18 protein-coding genes are annotated in these 18503 nt (G+C 59.6%); 6 read left to right on the top strand and 12 right to left on the bottom strand.

Annotated elements, in window-relative coordinates:
• The first annotated feature begins 7 nt into the window (after positions 1-7).
• Positions 8-472 carry a nuclear transport factor 2 family protein gene (locus ACP7EW_RS00730; RefSeq protein WP_426214601.1) on the top strand — a complete coding sequence of 155 codons (465 nt, stop codon included), beginning with the start codon at positions 8-10 and terminating at the stop codon, positions 470-472.
• Here ACP7EW_RS00730 and ACP7EW_RS00725 read toward each other — a convergent pair.
• Positions 469-1335 (bottom strand): AraC family transcriptional regulator N-terminal domain-containing protein, encoded by an 867-nt coding sequence (locus tag ACP7EW_RS00725; RefSeq protein ID WP_426214599.1) that lies wholly within the window; start codon positions 1333-1335, stop codon positions 469-471. The two genes, ACP7EW_RS00730 and ACP7EW_RS00725, sit on opposite strands and share 4 nt — an antisense overlap.
• 147 nt (positions 1336-1482) lie before the next feature.
• On the opposite strand from ACP7EW_RS00725, the gene ACP7EW_RS00720 reads away from it, so the two are divergent.
• Positions 1483-2232, top strand: a complete 750-nt coding sequence (locus tag ACP7EW_RS00720; RefSeq protein WP_426214597.1) for a glucose 1-dehydrogenase — start codon at positions 1483-1485, stop codon at positions 2230-2232.
• Here ACP7EW_RS00720 and ACP7EW_RS00715 read toward each other — a convergent pair whose 3' ends face one another.
• Entirely contained in the window at positions 2233-2661 is a 429-nt protein-coding gene (locus tag ACP7EW_RS00715) for a hypothetical protein (RefSeq protein ID WP_426214595.1), read from the bottom strand.
• Positions 2662-2824: 163 nt separating this feature from the next.
• On the opposite strand from ACP7EW_RS00715, the gene ACP7EW_RS00710 reads away from it, so the two are divergent.
• Positions 2825-3826, top strand: a complete 1002-nt coding sequence (locus ACP7EW_RS00710) for an ABC transporter substrate-binding protein (RefSeq protein WP_426214593.1) — start codon at positions 2825-2827, stop codon at positions 3824-3826.
• Between the two features lie 67 nt (positions 3827-3893).
• On the opposite strand, the gene ACP7EW_RS00705 is transcribed toward ACP7EW_RS00710, so the two are convergent.
• From ACP7EW_RS00705 to ACP7EW_RS00660, 10 genes are all read right to left on the bottom strand, one after another.
• Positions 3894-4817, bottom strand: coding sequence for a LysR substrate-binding domain-containing protein (locus ACP7EW_RS00705; RefSeq protein ID WP_426216351.1), 924 nt, complete (start codon positions 4815-4817; stop codon positions 3894-3896).
• Between the two features lie 397 nt (positions 4818-5214).
• Complete coding sequence (locus tag ACP7EW_RS00700) at positions 5215-7011, bottom strand: FAD/NAD(P)-binding protein (protein WP_426214591.1); 1797 nt, start codon at positions 7009-7011, stop codon at positions 5215-5217.
• 3 nt (positions 7012-7014) lie between these two features.
• On the bottom strand, positions 7015-8037 hold the full coding sequence (gene sbnB, locus ACP7EW_RS00695) for a 2,3-diaminopropionate biosynthesis protein SbnB (RefSeq protein WP_426214589.1): 1023 nt from the start codon (positions 8035-8037) through the stop codon (positions 7015-7017).
• Positions 8030-9022 (bottom strand): 2,3-diaminopropionate biosynthesis protein SbnA, encoded by a 993-nt coding sequence (sbnA, locus tag ACP7EW_RS00690; RefSeq protein ID WP_426214588.1) that lies wholly within the window; start codon positions 9020-9022, stop codon positions 8030-8032. The genes sbnB and sbnA overlap by 8 nt, the downstream gene beginning before the upstream one ends.
• 18 nt (positions 9023-9040) lie before the next feature.
• On the bottom strand, positions 9041-10300 hold the full coding sequence (locus ACP7EW_RS00685) for a SidA/IucD/PvdA family monooxygenase (RefSeq protein WP_426214586.1): 1260 nt from the start codon (positions 10298-10300) through the stop codon (positions 9041-9043).
• 13 nt (positions 10301-10313) lie between these two features.
• Positions 10314-11216, bottom strand: coding sequence for an ABC transporter substrate-binding protein (locus tag ACP7EW_RS00680; RefSeq protein WP_426214584.1), 903 nt, complete (start codon positions 11214-11216; stop codon positions 10314-10316).
• Positions 11217-11277: 61 nt separating this feature from the next.
• The gene (locus ACP7EW_RS00675; RefSeq protein ID WP_426214582.1) at positions 11278-12297 is read right to left on the bottom strand and encodes an NAD(P)/FAD-dependent oxidoreductase; all 1020 of its coding nucleotides are present in this window, start codon (positions 12295-12297) and stop codon (positions 11278-11280) included.
• A 9-nt stretch (positions 12298-12306) separates the two neighbouring features.
• Positions 12307-13815, bottom strand: a complete 1509-nt coding sequence (locus ACP7EW_RS00670; RefSeq protein ID WP_426214580.1) for a methionine--tRNA ligase — start codon at positions 13813-13815, stop codon at positions 12307-12309.
• Positions 13808-14197 carry a cupin domain-containing protein gene (locus tag ACP7EW_RS00665; protein WP_426214578.1) on the bottom strand — a complete coding sequence of 130 codons (390 nt, stop codon included), beginning with the start codon at positions 14195-14197 and terminating at the stop codon, positions 13808-13810. Before ACP7EW_RS00665 ends, ACP7EW_RS00670 begins: the two co-directional genes overlap by 8 nt.
• A 150-nt stretch (positions 14198-14347) precedes the next feature.
• Complete coding sequence (locus ACP7EW_RS00660; RefSeq protein WP_426214576.1) at positions 14348-15598, bottom strand: MFS transporter; 1251 nt, start codon at positions 15596-15598, stop codon at positions 14348-14350.
• 70 nt (positions 15599-15668) lie between these two features.
• Here ACP7EW_RS00660 and ACP7EW_RS00655 point away from each other — a divergent pair, with 70 nt between their 5' ends.
• The 3 genes from ACP7EW_RS00655 (at position 15669) to cysE (ending at position 18462) form a co-directional block, all read left to right on the top strand.
• Entirely contained in the window at positions 15669-16358 is a 690-nt protein-coding gene (locus tag ACP7EW_RS00655) for an ArsR/SmtB family transcription factor (protein WP_426214574.1), read from the top strand.
• Positions 16359-16448: 90 nt separating this feature from the next.
• Positions 16449-17660: an amidohydrolase gene (locus ACP7EW_RS00650; protein WP_426214572.1), complete on the top strand. Its 1212-nt coding sequence runs from the start codon at positions 16449-16451 to the stop codon at positions 17658-17660.
• Positions 17647-18462: a serine O-acetyltransferase gene (cysE, locus tag ACP7EW_RS00645; RefSeq protein WP_426214570.1), complete on the top strand. Its 816-nt coding sequence runs from the start codon at positions 17647-17649 to the stop codon at positions 18460-18462. The genes ACP7EW_RS00650 and cysE overlap by 14 nt, the downstream gene beginning before the upstream one ends.
• Positions 18463-18503 lie beyond the last annotated feature (41 nt).

Raw genomic sequence — 18503 nt, 5'->3', positions numbered from 1 at the left:
TCGCCCCATGACGTCTACTGAGTTTCAAACCACCGCTGACACGTTCGCGGTGATCGACACCCTGCATCGCTTCGCAGCGGGCATCGACCAGAACGATCCGACCCTGCTGGCTTCGGCCTTCACTCAAAACGCCGTGTCAGACTTTCGTCCGGCGGCCGCCAAGGCCGGCTTTGAGTACCCCGTGCTGGAAGGCCGCGACACCATCGTCGCCGCGCTGTCGGGGGCGCTCAGCCAGCTCGACACCACACACTCCGTGAGCAACGCGCGCGTGACGCTGGACGGCGACAGCGCCCGCCTGGATGCGCTGGTGGAGGCGCAACATGTGCCGCAAAGCGATCCGTCGCGGCACTACTTGATGAAGAACCGTTATGACGTTGAGTTGGTCAGGGAGGCCAGCGTCTGGCTGATTCGGCGGGTGACGGTGGATAACGTCTGGCGTTCCGGTGACATCAGCGTGTTGTCCGGTGTTTAACCCGGCACCTTGAACCGGGCCGCGTCCTTCACCGGTGGCAAACCAAACAGCCGCGCATACTCGCGGCTGAACTGCGAGGCGCTTTCGTAACCCACGGTGAAGGCGATGGACGCCGCATCCAGGGTGTCGAACAGCAGCAACCAACGCGCCCGCAACAGGCGCAAGCGTTTCTGGTACTGAATTGGCGTCATCGCGGTGATGGCTTTGAAGTGCCGGTAGAACGCCGCCACGCTCATGTCGGTCATGGCCGCCAGCGGTTCAACGCGAAAAGGTTCGGTGTAGTGCTGGCGGATCCACTCGGTGGCGCGGCGGATCTGTGCTAGGCGACCATCGGGGCGTGCCATGTCCACCAGGGTTTCGCGCAGCGGACCCTGCAGGACCCGAAACAGGATTTCCCGCTCGATCAGGGGCGCCAGTACGGCCGCCTCGTTGGGTCGATCCATCAACCGCAGCATACGCAGCCATGCATCCAGCATTTCCTCCGACGCCCGCACCGCCGCGAACCGTTGCGTGCGCGGGCGTTCGGCGGGTTGACGCTCGTCTGCCAGCACGGCAGCAATCATCGAGGGTTCCAGGGTCAGGCTGAGCGCCAGGTAGGGCAGTGTGGGGGCCGAAGGGTGGACCTGGCCGGTAGCCGGCACCTCCACCGGCACTACGAAGTAACTGGCCGGTCCGTAGGTCGCGACCTGATCGCCGATGGAGAGGGTCTTCGAACCTTGCAGCACCAGGTGCAGCATCGGCTGATACACCTGATCCGCGCAGGCTTCGGCGCGCACCATCGCCACACGCGGCAGGCCGGTGTCGGTCCACTTGTTATCTGCGCGCATCACAAGGTGGCGCAGTTCGTCCAGGTCGTTGTTCATGCAGCGACCTTGAGCCAGGTCGACGGGCAAAGCAAGGCGGATGAGAAGAATAGGCAAGCATGGGAGAAGAACCGGCAACCGGCATTCCTACGGCGGGCCGAATACTGGTGGCAAGCGACATCACTCAACCTTGGGAAGACCAGCATCATGAAGCTCGACGGAAAAATTGCAGTCGTCACCGGCGCCTCGAAAGGCATCGGCGCAGGGATCGCAAAAGGCTTGGCGGCAGCCGGTGCGACCGTGGTGGTCAATTACGCCACCAGTCAAACCGACGCCGACGCAGTGGTTGCGCATATCCAGCAGCACGGCGGCAAAGCGATCAGTGTGCAGGCGGACATGAGTCTGGGCGCCGACGTTACGCGGCTGTTCGCAATGGTCGGTGAGCAATTCGGCACGCTGGATATCCTGGTCAACAACGCAGGCGTCGCGGTGTTCCAGATGATTGAAGACCTGACCGAAGAGGCCTTTCATCAGCAGTTCAACCTCAATGTGCTGGGTTATCTGCTGGCGGCGCGGGAAGCGGTGAAGTTACTGGGGCAGGGCGGCAGCATCATCAACATCAGCTCGATCCTCAGTACCGACCCTTATCTGGCCTCCAGCGTGTATTCGGCCACTAAGGGCGCGGTGGACACGCTGACCTTCGCCCTGGCGCGTGAGCTGGGGCCGAAGGGTATTCGGGTCAACTCGATCCTGCCGGGCCATACCAACACGCCGGCCACCGAAGGCAATTTTGCCGGCGAATTTGGCCAGTCGCTGATCGCCGGTACGCCCCTTGGGCGCTTTGGTGAGCCAGAAGATATCGCGCCGGTGGCTGTGTTCCTCGCCTCCGATGAGGCTCATTGGGTGACCGGCGAATCTATCCGCGCTTCCGGTGGTGTGCGGGGTGTGGGTTACTGATCACGCCGCCTGCGGCTGAACCTGCAACACTCCCTCTACCTCCTTGACCAACTCACTGGCCAAAAACAGCGGCGCCAGTCGTTTGTGCAGTTGCGGTTCGACAAACTCCTTCACCGTGTCCAGCGCCAGTACACCGCTCAACGGCAGCTCGGCCTTGGTGTACGACAACCAGGCTTTTTTCAACGCTTGCAACACATCGCTGCCCGCCGTGGTGGCAAAACGGCGATGGGTGGGTTTGCCGTCGAAGGTGAAGGTGTGCTGGAACTCATAGCCGGTTTCATTCCCTTGGCTGGCCGTGCAGCGGATGCAACTGCATGGGCCGTCGCCGAAGGCGCTGCGCAGGTAGGCGTTGAAGTCCACCACGGCTTTGAGTGACAGGCGCTTATCCACCTCGAACAGGTCCCCGGTCATTTTTTCGTCAGTGTTCAACGTCCATTTCCTCGCAGGTTCGGCAGTTTTTCAAAGCGCGGCACAATACCAGCCGAGCGTCTGTTTGTGGGGTATTTGCATAACAATAGATCCCGATATTCTTTTCCAGTCTTAAAAATCGCCGCTAGGCTCCATCACCTTCTTAAAAACCCGGCAGATTCCTATGACGTTCAAGCGTTCTTCCCTGACCTTGCTGGCTGCTGCAACCGCCTTGATCAGTATCGGTGCCCAAGCCGAAGGCAAGATCAGCATCGCCCAGCAATTCGGGATCGGCTACCTGATCCTCGATGTGGTGCGCGACCAGCACCTGATCGAAAAGCACGGCAAGGAACAGGGCCTGGACATCCAGGTGGAGTGGAACAGTATTTCTGGCGCCACGGCGATGAATGAGTCGCTGCTGGCGGGCGCGTTGGACGTGGTCTCGGCCGGGGTGCCGCCGATGCTCACCCTGTGGGACCGCACCCAGGGCAAGCAGAACGTCAAGGCCATCGCTTCCCTTGGCTCGATGCCCAACTACCTGCTGACCAACAACCCCAACGTGAAGACTCTCAAGGACTTCACCGAAAAAGACCGCATCGCCGTGCCCGCCGCCGGCGTGGGTTTCCAGTCGCGCACCTTGCAGATCGAGACCGCCAAGCAGTTCGGCGACGCCAACTACAAAAAGTTTGACGACATCTCCATCAGCCTGGCTCACCCCGACGCGACCGCCGCGCTGATTGCCGGCGGCTCGGAGATCAATTCGCACTTCTCCAGCCCGCCGTTCCAGTACCAGGAACTGTTGAATCCCAACGTGCACAAGGTGCTCAGTTCCTACGACATCCTGGGCGGCCAGGCGACGTTCAACGTGCTCTACACCACGCAGAAATTCCACGACGAAAACCCCAAGACCTACAAGGCGTTCTATGACGCGCTGGCCGAGGCCGAGACAATTATCAAGGCCGACAAACCGGCTGCGGCCAAGGCCTATATTCGCGTAGAACAGTCGAAGTTGCCGTTGGACCTGGTTGAAAAAATCGTCCAGGACCCGGAAATCGACTTCACCATCGTGCCGCAGCGCACTTACATCTACGCCGAAAAATTGCAGGCACTCGGTGTGCTGAAAAACAAGGCCGCCAGCTGGAAGGACTACTTCTTCGAAGAAGCCCATGGCGGCAATGGCAGTTGAGGTTGCCCAGGTGACGGGAAAAAGTTGGATTGCCCAGCATTTCCCCGTCGACCCTACGCGGCTGTTGCTAGACGCACTCGCGTTGTTCGGCGAGGAACAGGTGTTCCGATCCACCAAAAAACAACTTCACTTCAGTTTTCAGCCAGGTTCTGAAGATGTTGATCTTCCAGTCTTCGGCCTTCTCCTGTGTGCTGACCAAGTAGTACGCCGCCTCAACGTCGGTGGCTGCCTTTAACACGGGCACCACCAGCCCGGCTTCGATGGCTGGACGAGCGTGCACATCACTGACCAGGGCCAGGCCCTGACCTGCGATGACGGCATCGATGAGCAGGTGGTCATCGGTAAAGCTGGAACCGCGTCGTGAGCGGTGGTCTTCGACGCCATGGCTTTTAAACCATAGCTTCCAGATCGAACGGCTGGCGTCCTGGAGCAGGGGGTAAAACAGGCAGTCGGCGGGCGTTTCGATCTTGCGATCTTTCTCCAGTAGGCGCGGGTGAGCGATGGTCAAGATTTTCGGTGCCCACAGTTTTTCACTGTGTAGGCCAGGAAAACTGCCGAGACCAAGGCGCACTGCCACATCAATCCCATCGCGGCGAAGGTCCGCCGGGGATTGGGAGGTCGACAAGTTGATCTCAATGTCCGGCCAATGTTGGTGGAACCGTGTAAGTCTGGGGATCAGCCACGAACTGGCGAAAGAGGACGTGGTGTTGACCGACAGTCGGGCGGATCTACTTCGGAATGATTCGAAATCTTCCCAGACCGCTTCGATATTATCGAAAGACACGGCCAACTGATCCAATAAGTTTTGCCCCGCGCCGGTCAGGCTGATTTCCCGATGAGAGCGTTCAAACAGCCTCACGGACATGCGCTCCTCAAGACTTTTAATTTGTTGACTGATCGCGCCAGGCGTAACGCATAGTGCATCGGCGGTTTTTTTCATGCTGTTGTATCTGCAAACTTCCACAAATATATGGAGCGATGATAGTGGCATTGATCTGCTCATCGTTCTGTCCTTGCTGTGGTGTAGCGACTGCGCGATTTCGACACGGTGGCAGTAGGTGTGATTGTTATATAAATGACACTGTTTGCTCGTTCGAATGGCGTCGACAAGTAGTTTGGGTTGCTCAGTAATAACCGGTCGTGTCCCGGTCAGGTAGTATCGGCTGAACGAAGCATCAATATTCCCTTATAGATGTTCTTGTTGCGCTGTTGTGGTGCACTCACAGGCCAGCCAACAGCTGGTTTTACCATCTACTGCGCGTCCGGAATGACGAGATGATCGGTCGGGTGTGGCAAGAACTCTTGTACGCTAATCTCAAAGGTTTTGCTCCGCAAGTGATAGCTGTTGTGCATTTGTAGTGCCGCTGACCAAATGGGGAGTTGATGATTTAGAATGTCTCAGTGAAACAGTGGTTGTAATAGTTGAAAGCATTTTTCAGGCAGTTTTCAAGTGCGGTTGAAACCCGAGAGCGCTGAAGGGATGGTATGTAGTGGTTGTAATAACTAGCGCCTTCCAAGGGCGGGCCAAATACATAAGTACGTGGTTGTAAGTGTTCATTGATAAAGACGGGGTGATGAAGATCAGTGAAGTCACTGTAAGCGGTGGACGAAGGCGTGGAGCCGGGTTTTATCACGGGCGCCAGCAAAGCCAGCAGTGCTTGCCGGGTACCATGGGCGCTGAAATTGGCCTTGATCAAGTACTCGAACTCAAAGCGCTGGGGTTCGGGTCGCTTGAGTTCGACACTGTGGCGTTGCGTCGTTGGGTCAAAGCTATCCGTGGCGTCAAATCCAGGCAGGACGCTGACCACGCCGCACTCGATCAATGCCAGCAATTCCGCGTGGCGCTCCTTCTGGGGGCCGGCCACCAATCTGTTGATCAACGGGCAGAACGTTGCGTAGAACATCCGATGAGCGTCGGGGTTCAGCCCTTGGTAATCAATGGCATGACACAGTTGGTCGCGCAGGTCGCGCCATACCTCCAGGGATTTCTTGAGCGGGCTGCGCCGGCAGCCCAATGCGCTTTCATGTAGATCGGCGTGGAGTTGCTCGAAAAACCAGCGTGGATATTCGCTGGCTGTCACGGTGTCCGGAGGGCTGCAGGCAAGCACGTCCCGTGGGTCGAACGGTCCGTGGATGCGGGCCAGGGTGGCCAGGAACGCGCCGAGTTGTCCGTTGGCCTGTGCCTGTTGCAACTGGGTGCGCATACGGTGGTAGTGGCTCTGATAGGTGTAGGCGCTATATTCGTACTGGCTGGCACAGGCACAGTAGTACGCTGCTTGCATTTCCTGATGGAGCAGGGGTAGCAGGTCCTCTTCAAAGTCGAGGGTGTGATCGCCTTTGCCTTGCCTGAGCTGATCGAGCGCCGCTTGCGTCATGATCAACGGTTGGTGACGAACCACCGCTTCGTCGGTTTCCGGCCGGGCTCTGTAGGGCATGCCGGAGTTGCTGTACAGGCTGATCAGCGGTTCCTGTCCGGATGGCTGATAGTGCAACCCCGCCGGGGTTCGTTCGAACACCCCTCCGCGGCCCTCGGTCAGCGCGGCGACGACATCCATGGCGGTCAAGCCGACGCCCTGGATGGCTACCGTTGAACCCGCTGTGATGGCTTTTAGCGTGTCAGGCAAAGGGTAGGCGAGTGTCGAGGGCGCGCTCGCCCCCCGCATGGGGAGCAACCCATGTCCGGTACACAGCAATAGGGTGTCGTAGGCGCCTTGGGGCGGTGGAGTTGCGACTAATCGAAAGCGCCCGTCCGGCTCTTCCGCGATCGCGTTGATAGCGATGCACGTGCATTTGAAGTGCACATTGACGGGGATGCGTTCAAGCAGTTGCGTGTAATACCACTGCAGATACAGGCCCAGGTACTTACGTGGCAAAAACGCGAAGCGATCCTGCTCGCCACGGACCACGTGGGGATGCTCATGCGCCATCCACTCATAGAGTGTGGGGCGAAAGGCATGGCGCGGGAACAGCGAAAAGTCACCGTCTTCAAACATCGACAGTTGCTCCGCTACTGTGTTCAGGCGCAAGTACTGGGGCTGATCGCTACGGTGAACGCCTTGGCCCGGTGCCTGGGCGTCGAAGGCATGCACGGTCACCGACAGATGGGGGTGACGTTTGGCCATTGAGAAAGTCTTGGTCAGTGCAAGCAGGCCGGTAGGCCCCATGCCGATCAGTGCAAAGCGCATGGTTCAACTCCAACGCAGGGTGGATTCGAAAAAGTCATCCACGGCTACCGTCTCGTTCCGGGAAAGGGCGATGTCCAGGATTTTTTTCCCGAGCGCTACATCCAGTACACCTAAGCCGAATGGCGAGAAGATCATTGGGCGGGATGGGTCGGCGTCGGCTTCACCGAGCAGCAATTGTGCGAGGCTGCACTGGATAAAGTCGTGGTGGCCCACTTGCCGCTGCGTCACGTGCAGCGACGTGTTGGCCTTGAGGCAGTGTTGGGTGTCATCGGTCATGTTGAAGGCCTTGAGTATCTGGCAGGGCGCCAGGTCGCGAAGCGAAAGGTTGAGCACCACGCCGCCTGTCCTCAGGGTGTACCGCTCGTCGATATAGGGCTGTGCCGTATTGGTTGCCAGTACCACGACGTCGTTGTCCAACGCGTGTTGCAGGCTTTGATCCTGCACGCAATCAAACCCCAGGGCGGTGGCATAAGCATCGAAGGCGGCCGCGCTGGCGGGATCGGTATCATGCACCAGCACCTGTCCGATGACCCATCGATGGGCCTTGAACTGTTCCAGGACCGTGCGTGAAATAACCCCGGCGCCAATAAAAGACAGGCTTGGGATAGCATTGCGGCCGCCCAGCAGGTGGTGCGCTGCCAGCACCGCCGACGCCGCCGTCCGCATGGCGCTGATGATCGAGGCTTCCAGCAGTGCGATGGGGTAGCCGGTCTCGAGGTCATTGAGTACCAGCGTCGCAGAGGCGCGCTGCAGGTTTTGCCGAGTATTGGCGGGAAAACTGGCGATCCATTTGATCCCTGCGATCCTGTCCTCGCCCTCCAAAAGCGCAGCGGGCAAGGCAATGATGCGATTGGCGGGCGCGTCCTGGAATCGCAGGAAATAGCTGTCCGGGTTTTCGCTGCGGCCACGGTGGTGTGCGAGGTAGGTGGTCAGCACCACATCCATTGCCAGGGTGGAATACGTTTCAAAGATGGCCTTGATCGTACGGCCGCGTACGACGTGGAAGGCGTGATGGTCGCTATGCATGTGAGTGTTCCTTGTGGCAGGTGAGCGCGCTGGGGCAGAGGCGATTGAAGTCATAGTTTGGGAAGCGCGTGCGTACCCAGTCGTCGTTGTAGATGGTGTCCAGGTAGCGCTCACCTGCATCCGGAGAAATCGCGACCACCGTTGCGTCGGGGTGAATCCGGTCTTTCCAGGCCATCACCCCGGCAAGCACGGTGCCGGTAGAACCGCCGAACAGCAGGCCGTTTTCCCTGGCCATGTAGCGGCACATCTGGATGGTGTCGCGCTCCTCTATGACCTCCAGTGCGTGCAGGTCGTCAGCGCGAAACAGTGGCGGCATCTGGCTCGAACCCAGTCCCGGAATATGTCTTTTCCCTGCCGGCCCACCAAAGGTCACCGAACCCAGGCTGTCGACGGCAACGATCTTGGTACACGGGCTGTGCTGCTTGAAAAAGTCAACACACCCCATCAAGGTCCCAGTGGTGCCAGCCCCCACGAACAGATAGTTGACGCGTGTGAAACTGTTGAAAATCGACGTCGCGGTCGTTCGCGCATGGGTTTCGGGGTTAGCGGGGTTCGAGTACTGGTTGAGCCACAGGCAGTTGGGGTCCGCTGCAACGGCCTGCCGGACATAGGCAATGCGCGTGCCCAGGTATCCGCCGTTGTCGTCCTTGGTGTCCACCTGCACGATGACCGTGCCCAGCGCCTTCATCAGCTTGAGGTTGGACGGGGACACATTCGGGTCGCAGACGCAGGTGAACCGGTACTTGCGCTCGGCGCAAATCATGCTCAGGGCAACGCCCAGGTTGCCGGATGAAGACTCGATCAGCGTTGTGTGGTGGTTGATCAGCCCTCGTTGCTCAAGACTCAATACCAGGCCTAGGGCCGTCTTCATCTTGATGGAGCCCGCCGCGTTGAAGTAGTCCAGTTTCAGGGCGCAATGGATGCCCAGGCCCTTGATAGTGAGGAAAACGTCGTCAAATACGATATCGGAAGAGGCGTTATACATAGGGGCACCTGCGGGCGTTCAGAACAAGGAATGGGTCAGGATGCCGGCGCGCATGGCCAGCAGTGAAAACGACTGCCCTTCGCCGATACCGTGGGACCGTTCGGACAGGCCATTGACATAAACGGCGGGCTTGAAATTCGGCGCAGTGGTCAACCTGTAGTTCTGCTCCACCAATACGCCGTTGTCGTTGCCCAATGTCAGCCAGGGCTGCAACTGGGCAAGCGGGGCGGGCACGTAGTCCTGTTGGTAGCCTGTTCCCAGGATGACGTAGTCGGCGCTGACGCTGTCGCACTCGCGGGTATACGGGTCGCAGGTATGCAAAGTCAGGGTGGCCTGGTCCTGGGAAACCGACTCTATGTGGGTGAACACCTTGAGTTCCAGCCGCGGCTTTTGGCTGACCAGCCCTTCGTAGAACAGCGAGTACAGCGCCTGGCTTTCGTCGACATCAATCCCTGAGTAGTTGGTCGACTTGACCTCTTCCAGAATCATTGCCTTCTCGGCTTGGCCCAACTTGTGGAAGTAGGTCACGCGCTCCGGGTGGAAGGCCTGATTGGGAAACTGACCGAGCTGCGCGATCTTGAACCCGCTGCTGCGATGGATCGAGGTGACCCGGGCGTTGGGAAAACGCCGCAGCAGGTCGACGGTGGACTCGCCTGCGCTCTGGCCGGAGCCGACCACGGCGAAGGACCATGGCGCCTGAGGCTCCAGCTCGGAGATGCTGCTCAGGTAGTGTGAAGTGTGGATCACGCGTGTTCTGGACAGCTTTGCAAATTGTCTGGGGATATTGGCGGTGCTGCCGGTGGACAGCACCAGGTTACGGGTCAGGTAGTGCCCTTTGGTGGTTACCACCAACAGCTGCTCGACCCGGCCATCTTCGATTGCGGGGCGAATTTCCAACACCTGTTCGTCATAGTGCACGTAGGGTGCAAACGCTTTGCCGACCCAGGCGACATAGTCGGACCATTCGTTGCGACTGGCCGGGCGCCCCAGCAGGCCGAACTGATACAGCCGGCCATGCTCCTTGAGGTACATGGCGAAGGAGTGCCGGCTTTGGGGATTGCGTGGCGTCACCAGGTCTCGCAGCAGGTGATGATTGATGTCCGTGCCGTCGAGCAGAAATTCCGGATGCCACGCGCAGTGGCTGTTCTTCTCCAGAAACAAGCATTGCCCTGTGGTCAATGGTTGATGGGCGGCTTCTTCGAGTGCGCAGGCCAAGGCAATGCCGGCGGGGCCGAAACCGATATTGATCATGTCGTAGTAGTCGGGGGTCACCTGCATGGGGCACCTGTGATCAAGCGGAAGTGGACGGGACAAAGCGTTGGTTGCGGATTTTCCAAAGCGCCGCTCGGGCATACCGGTTCTCCCCGTCGCAAAACCGCACATCACCCAGAACGGTGGTGAATAGAGTGGTTCGCAGGGTGTCCAGGCGGTCTTGGCAATGGATCAAGGTGGCGGCGATCTGCATCGCGGCCAGGCTTTCCAGGTAATAGGTTTCATACAGCGCCTGGCTCGGATCGACTGTCGCCAGACCCACGATGCGCAAGGTGTCCGAGGGAGGCGTGTTCTGAATGAACCAGCTGGAAAGTGCGTCGTCAGTGAGGTAGATCCTCAAGTCGCGGCGCCGGTTGAGCAGGGTGTTGACGTAGCGAATGCTGTTATTCAGGCGCCCGCAATACACCACAGCGTCGGCTTGCTCAAGGGTGAGCGTCAGGCGTACGTTCGACCCCGCCAGGGTTGAAATCAGGGCACGGGCGAGGGATTCTCCGTGGTCGGTCGAGTCATGCGCGACCAGCAGGCGAGCGCCGGGGATGTCGTCGCGTATGCGGCGCGCCAGCAGCGTCACCAGGCCTGTGTCGGATGGGCACAGGCGAAAGGCATGAGGCTCCATGCCCAGCAGATCCTGCTTGGTAGCCGCCGGTAATAACACAGGCACCCCGACGGCTCGGTACAGCGGCAGCGCCCCCATGGCGGCATCCGAGGAGAAATGACCGACGATCACCTGTGCGCCCTGGTCGAGTAAACGCTGTGCCGCACGACGACCGCCGTCGTAGCTGGCGTCGTCATCTTCGAAGCGAAAGGTCAGGCCATGGGTGTCGTGGTGGTTGATGAAGTGATTCACCGCCATGAGAAACGTGCGGGCATGCACGGTTCGGGAACTCTCGAAAATCGCTGAAATACCAATGCAAAAGGGCATGGTTGTCCCTCCCTGGACGTGGGTTTCAAGGTGTGCGAACTGCGGTGAAACCTGGAATGAACTAGCGCTGCTGGGTTATTCGTTCGTAGAGGCGTGTGGCGATCGGGTAGGCGTACTTGTAGCCAATGCCGTTGAGGCCGGTTGCCAGCCAGATACGCGAGCCTGGACGACACGGCCCGAGCCTGGGCAAGCCGTCCGGGGTATACAGGTCGAGGGCCAGGCCCATCGAGAGCAACTGATACTCCTCGATATTTTCCACCAGGGCGCACAGACGTAGTTTGCAATCCTCGACCATGCGCGGCAGTCGCCCAGGATCGTCGGCAATCTGCGCAAGACTGGGCCTCAAGGTCGTGCTGCTTTGCAACAACTCGGCGGACAGCGGAAGCAGATAGTTACCACTGACAAAATCGATGCAGGGCAACGTGGGTACCGTTGGCCCACGCAACTTGAAGTGGGGAATGGTACGAACCTCTGCGCCATCGACCGCACTGAGCGTCGGGCTGGACGCCCCGGCCGCGTTGATGACATGGCGCGCGCGGTAGTGGGTTTCAAGGCCATGAACGTCGACATGGGCATCGCCCTCCACCAGGCGTTGCACGGTGCAATGTTCGATCACGCTGGCGCGTTTGCGCAGCGTGGTTCGCAGGCTGCTCATGGTGGCGTGCACGTCACTGATCGCAGCACCGGGTTCATGGTAATAGACACCCGTGTCCATGTGCGTGCGGCCGAGCAGGCTTGCCGCTGCTTGCGCAGAGATTGCCTGCACCCTGGTGTCGTATGGGGCTTGCGTAAACGCAGGCGGCAACCGGTAAAGTGCGCCGGTCGTTGTCTCATGGGCGCGCAGGATCGACTCTACGTGTGTTTCGCCCGGTTCAAAGCCGACCACTTCAGCCAGCCATGCCAGTTGCGGATTTGGCTCGAAGGCGCGGCAAATGCCCCCGGTGTGGGCGGTGGCTCCCGCAAACCCACAGCGACTTTGTTCTACCAGCAAGGTGTCGATACCCCGCTCGGCAAACAAGGCCGCAGTGGTCAGGCCGATAATGCCTGCACCCACGACGGCGACTTCGAAATCACTGTGCATGGTCGGCTCCTAGATGGAGTAATCGAGGAAAGTGGCGTTGATCAGGTTATCCAGTACCAGCGCCGAGTTGATTGCACAGCGTTTGTGGATCTGCCTGGACAGGGTCGGCGTGATCGGTGCGCCGATACACGAAGCGAGCGCCACCAAGTAGTACAGTGGACGCTGCGCCAGCAGCCGCGCATGGGCCATCTCATAAAGCTCGACCACCAACTGCGCCAGCTTGCGACTCGAAAAGCTGTCGGCACTGGTCACCGTGGACCAGCGGTTGTATACCTCGCACAACAATTTGTGTTCGTCGCGCTGCAGGCCGTCGAGCCAGAACGCCGGTGCCTCGTGCATGGCGGCTACGGTCAGGCTCTCGATCTTTTGCTGGTAGAACGCTTGATGCCAGTCAACGAACTGCGTTTCGACGAAATCGCTTTCTTGTTCTTCGGGGGCCAGCAGGGCCATGTAAAGTCTGACGGAGTCGGTGTCGTAGTCGCTGACCAGGTCGCGAATCCAGATGGCATGGTTGCGGCTGGTGGAGAGATTGAGGCCGTTGAGTTTGAGGAACATGTTTGTGTAGAGGCGTTGGGTCTTTTTCGCGTACCGACTCCCCGCCAGCAGGATGGGGTAGGCGATCCCGTGGCTGTAGAGGCAGTCGTAACCCAGGAAATGGACGAGCGTCGTGTCGTCGGCATACCAGAAGGCATCGAACAGTTCCGGGGTTTGCCGATTGACGGTGAAATGTTCCCGAGTGGCGGCAATGTAGCCCGCCGCGCCCATGAACCAGGTGTGCGCCTTGCCGAGGGCCGGCTGGCCGATATCCAGGCCGGCGTCACCATGGCGGGTAATTTGCCAATCCTCCGGCGTGGGGGCCAGTTCCCGTTCGGCGAAGGCCCGGGAGTTGCGGCGTACGGCACTGTCACCCAACCATTGACGCAGCTTGTACACGTTTTTACCGATGTTCAGATAGGCGTGTTCTTTTTCGATCCACTCATGCTCTGCGCCGCAGAGTTTGCAGGTGAAGTTTTTCATGTAGAGGTAATTCGGGGCCCCGGCGCATTCTTCGCACTGGCTGGCATCCGAATTCTGGCCGCAATGGTTGCACTGGCCTCGGCCGAAGGCTTCATAGCCCCACACATTACAGGCACGGCAGTAAGGCGCCAGGGCGTTTTTCTGATAGATGTTCCGGTCGTTGACACCCTGGTGGTACAGCTCAAGCACGGCATCGCGAAAGTAGCTGTTGTCCTGAGAGGTCATCCAATGATCGATCTCGATACCGGCCATTTGAAGGCTGATCTTGATCTTGCGGGTATTGTCTTCGCCGATGGCCACGGGGTCGCGCCCCTGTTCAAGGCCTCGGCGCAACATATAGGACTGGTAGTCATCCGAGTAGGAGACCAGCACGCAGTCATGGCCTTTCTGGCGCTGAGCCCGAGTGAATATGTCAGCACTCAGGAACGGGCCGGCCAGGTGACCGATGTGCAAGTCGCCATTGGGGGTGGGTGGCGTGATGGTGATAATGAATTTAGACATTGTCGGTCTCCAGGTGCGTGATATCGGCCGCCATGTAGTCACCCGCGATGAACTTGTCCCACCAGACCACATAAAAGTGAAAGTCCTCGTCGCTATCGTTGATGACGTAGTGGTTGGTGTGCTTGGGAATGGCTGCGATGTCGCCTGGCTCGAACAGGTGCTGCGCCTCGCCGATGACCAGGCGCCCGGTGCCCTTCAAGGCAATGAAGATCTCCTGGTCGATCTGCACATGGGGTTCGCTGCGTGTATGGGGGCGCACCACGCACCAGCCTGCTGCGAACGGCATGGGGTAACCGTTCCAGGGCAGCAGGCGCTTGCCGTCAAGGTCGTACTCATGTACCAGAGCAGACCAATCCATTTTCCTGAAAATTTCGTAGCTCATGGGCTTTCCCTGCGAGTGAAGAGGTGCACTCGATGGTGTTGGCGGGTGAGCCGATTGACAACGCAGAATTTTTCAAGTGTGGGTTAAGGAAGGCTAAATCCAGGCCCGAAAGCGCCGGCCAGGCTACGTAGCCTGGCGGGGGAGAGGAGGTCAATACGAGGCTTTTTTGAAAGGGCGCAGAGCCGAACCCCGATAAAAGGTCAGTATCGCCAGCAACTGGACTGCGACGGCCACCAGCACCAGAGCCGTCACCGCCTGACCGGAGTCGGCATAGGCGGAGCGGATCAGGCCGAAGCATGCTGGCGCGAAGGCGTAGGTGGCCTGGCTGATGGCAACCATCAGGGCAATCACTTTGGCAGTATTTTCTTGGCTGAACTCGGTCTGGGCGATCAACGGCGGCAGCGAGGTGGCGTTGCCGATCCCGGAACCGATCAGCACGACCGCTGCCCAGGCGGTTGCGATGTGTAGGTCCAGGCACAGCAACATCAGGGTGCCCAGCACTTGCACGGCGTAAGCCAGACAGGCCAGGTGGCGGCGGTCGATGCCACGGGTCATCAGGCTAGCGGCGACGTACCGCCCGCCCATGGCACTGGCGGTGGCCAGGCCCATGGCGAATGAGGCCTGCTGCGCGCCCAGATGCCCCACCAGGATCGAATACAGGTGGGCGATCAAGCCAATCTGGGCAAACAGCCCCAGGGACATGCCGGCCGCCAGCGAGCGAAATTGTGTCGATTTGAATGCCTGCGCGGTTGTCCAGGGCGCGGCAGGGGCGTTGGTCGACGGTGCGGGTGGGGCGTCAAGGTTATCAGGGTACTGGCCCACGCTTTGCGGGGTTTTTCCGAACACCCACAGGGCAAAACCACCGATCAATGCCACGGTTGCAAGGGTAATTACCAGTGCCGCGATCGCGAAGCCAAACCGTTCGATCAACACGACCCACAGGGGCGAGAAGATGACCCCACCCAGGCTGGCGCCATTGTAGGCCTTGCCCAGCGCTTTGGGCCGACCCTTGACGTACCAAGGGGCAATCAGTGTGTTGACGGCGGCGGCGCCCAGGGTGACCCAGCCGATACCCGAGCAGATGGCCCCCGCATACAACACCCACAGCGCGCTTGCCTGCGCCCAGATATTGACCCCGAACCCCAGCATCAGGCTACCGCTCAATGTGATGGCGGGTACGCCAAAGCGCGCGTACAACCGTGGCAGGTTGGCAATGACCAGGGTGCCGCTGAGAAAGTGCAGAGTCACGGCCGCCGACACCTGGGCGACCGGCCAGCCCGTGCGGTCCATGACAGCCTGCATGTAGATCGGCGGGCCGTAGAAGCCAACACCCCACCCGATGATTGCCAGAACAAACGTGCAGGTCAGTACGGTCTGGCCAAAAAAACGCGTGTTAGTCATTGCCATCTCCTCCTTGTTGGCTTGTAGGTTATTCTGCCTGTGTGACTTTCACTTCGAGGAGCATCGAACAATGGATGTTGAGCAATCCGAACTGCGCTTGGCCAGCGTCGCCTCCGCTATCGCTGATCCGGCCAGAGCCCGAATACTCTGTTGCTTGCTGGACGGACGGGCCCGTACGGCGACCGAGCTGGCGGTGGTCGCCCAGAAAAGCCCACCGACGGCATCCAGCCATTTTCAAAAGCTGCTGGAGCAGGGGCTGGTGACCATGGTCAGCCAAGGTAAGCACCGCTATTTCCAACTGGCAAGCGGCGAGGTGGCCAAGGCGCTGGAAGGGCTGCTGTCCATTAGCTCATTCGAAGTGCTTGCATTCAAACCCTCGACACCCTGTCATCTGCGTCATGCCCGCAGCTGTTATGACCATCTGGCCGGCGAGTTAGGGGTAAGCGTGCATGATGCCTTGCTGAGACGCGAGTGGATGTCTGTGTGGCGGGGAGAGTATCAGTTGACGTCCAGCGGTATTGAACAGCTGGCGAACCTGGGTATGGATTGCACGCCCCAGGCGCGCCGTCGGTTTGCCTATCCGTGCCTTGACTGGAGCCAGCGGTGTGCCCATGTGGGTGGATCGCTGGGGGCGGTGTTGCTTGCGCATATGCTGCAAGACAAGTGGCTGGCGCGCACGCTCGACTCACGCGCATTGATGGTAACCGGCAAAGGTCGCAAGCGTCTTGCCAGCGTGTTTGAAATTCATCTGGGAGGCTGACTGGGTTTAGCTTTTTTAACGCCTGCGTTTAATGAAAATCGATTTTCAACCAGCAGGCACACGTCATGATGACTGTCGGAGGACGCCACCATGATGACTGGCAAACAGCAGCACAGTTTTGCAAAAAAACTCACCGATCTGCGGCAGACCCTGCACCGGATTCCCGAGCTGGCCTACCAGGAAAACTTGACCGGCGATGCGGTCTGCAACGCGCTGGATGCGCTGGGTATTCCCTATACGCGCGGGCTGGCCAAGACCGGTATTGTCGGCCTGATCACCAAAGGTAAAGGCGGCCCGTGTATCGCCCTACGAGCCGACATGGACGCTTTGCCGATCGTTGAACAGAACACCTTCGCGCACGTGTCGCGGCACCCGGGCTGCATGCATGCCTGTGGACATGATGGGCACATGGCAATGCTGCTGGGCGCTGCTGAATTGATTGATCAGACCCTGGATTTCAACGGCTCAGTGTGTCTCATCTTCCAGCCCGCCGAGGAAGGCCAGGCGGGTGCCAAAGCCATGCTGGAGGATGGCCTGCTCGACCGTTTTGCGATCCAGGCCATCGCCGGCCTGCATAACTGGCCCGCGTTGCCGGCGGGCACTTTTGCCACCCGACCTGGGGCGTTGATGGCATCGAGCAATAAGTTCGAAATCCACCTTGTAGGCCGGGGAGGGCATGCGGCGCAACCGCATTGTGCAACTGACCCGATCGTTGCGTGCGCTCAGATATGCCTGGCCTTGCAGGCCCTGGTGGCCAGCGAGGTCAATGCGCTTGAAAGCGCGGTGTTGACGGTGACCGAGATGAAGGCCGGCCAAGGCTTCAACGTAATTCCCGAGCGAGCGTCCCTGCGCGGGACCGTGCGCGCTTTCGACTACCTGACGGTTGATCGGCTGGCTGCGGCCATCGAGCGGCTGAGCAGGGGTATCGGCCAAGCCTTCGGGTGTCGGGCAACCGTGGATTTTCAGCGCAGCTACCCGCCACTGGTCAACAACGCGTTCATGGTCGACCTGGCCGTGCAGGCTGCGCGACAGGTCTGGGGCGAGCAGCAGGTACAACCGCAAGCGCAGGCCACCCTGGCTGCCGAGGACTTTGCGTTCTTCAGTGAGCGTGTTCCCAGCGTATTCGCGTTCCTGGGGTCGGCACGGGACCAGGACGAATCGCCTTTGCACAGCGCTCATTATGATTTCAATGATGCAATCCTGCTTACCGGGGCGGCTTGGTACGCCGAGTTCGTGCGCACCTGTTTCATGGCCCTGAATTCGACGACGGACCAGGGAGTTTATGCCCATGTTCTTGATTGACGCTGATGAAACCGCGGCAACCCTGGATGACGCCACGCGAGCTTGGCACCTGCTCAGGGCACAGGCCGCGCAGGCCATTGCCGTTCAACCCGGTCTCGACTACCTGATTGATGCCTCGGTGTTCGAGCGCCGGGACTTGGGGGCGGCCATGGCGGTGCACATCGTCAACCTGCTGGTGCCCCAGGATGCGCTGCATCGCGATGAAATACGTGAGGTCCTGCTGAATCTCAGTGCCCGACCCGAACTGCTGGTGTGTATGGCTGCGGACCTTGAAGCAGTGGTTCAACGTGATCCGGCGTTTCATAGCGAGCTGGAAGTCATGCTGTTCGCCAAGGGTTTTGCCGCCTTGCAGGTTTACCGCTTCGCTCACGTGCTGCTGCGCCAGGGCCGGCGCCTGGAGGCCTTGTACCTGCAGGCACGAAGCAATGTGGTGCTGGGTATTGATATCCACCCGGCGTGTTGCATAGGGCGTGGTGTAATGCTGGATCATGGCACCGGTATCGTCATCGGCGAGACGGCGGTGGTCGAAAATCACGTGTCCATCTTGCAAGGGGTCACCCTGGGCGGAACCGGCAAGGACTCGGGTGATCGTCACCCTAAGGTCAGAACCGGCGTGATGATTGGCTCCGGAGCGAAGATCCTGGGCAATATTGAAATCGGTGCGGGCTCCAAAATCGGCGCCAACGGCGTCGTGCTCAAGCCTGTCCCTGCCCGGTCCACCGTAGTGGGTGTGCCGGCCTGCGGGGTCGGCCAGGCCAAGCATGCGCAACCAGCTGAGGAAATGGATCAATCAATCAGCTAGTAGCCAAAGTAAAAAAGGCGAGAAGTTCTGCTTCTCGCCCT

Source organism: Pseudomonas sp. DWRC2-2, assembly GCF_049897885.1.
Lineage (GTDB): Bacteria > Pseudomonadota > Gammaproteobacteria > Pseudomonadales > Pseudomonadaceae > Aquipseudomonas > Aquipseudomonas azotoformans_A.
Note: the sequence above shows the minus strand (reverse complement) of the source record. Positions and strands in the feature narration are given on the sequence as shown.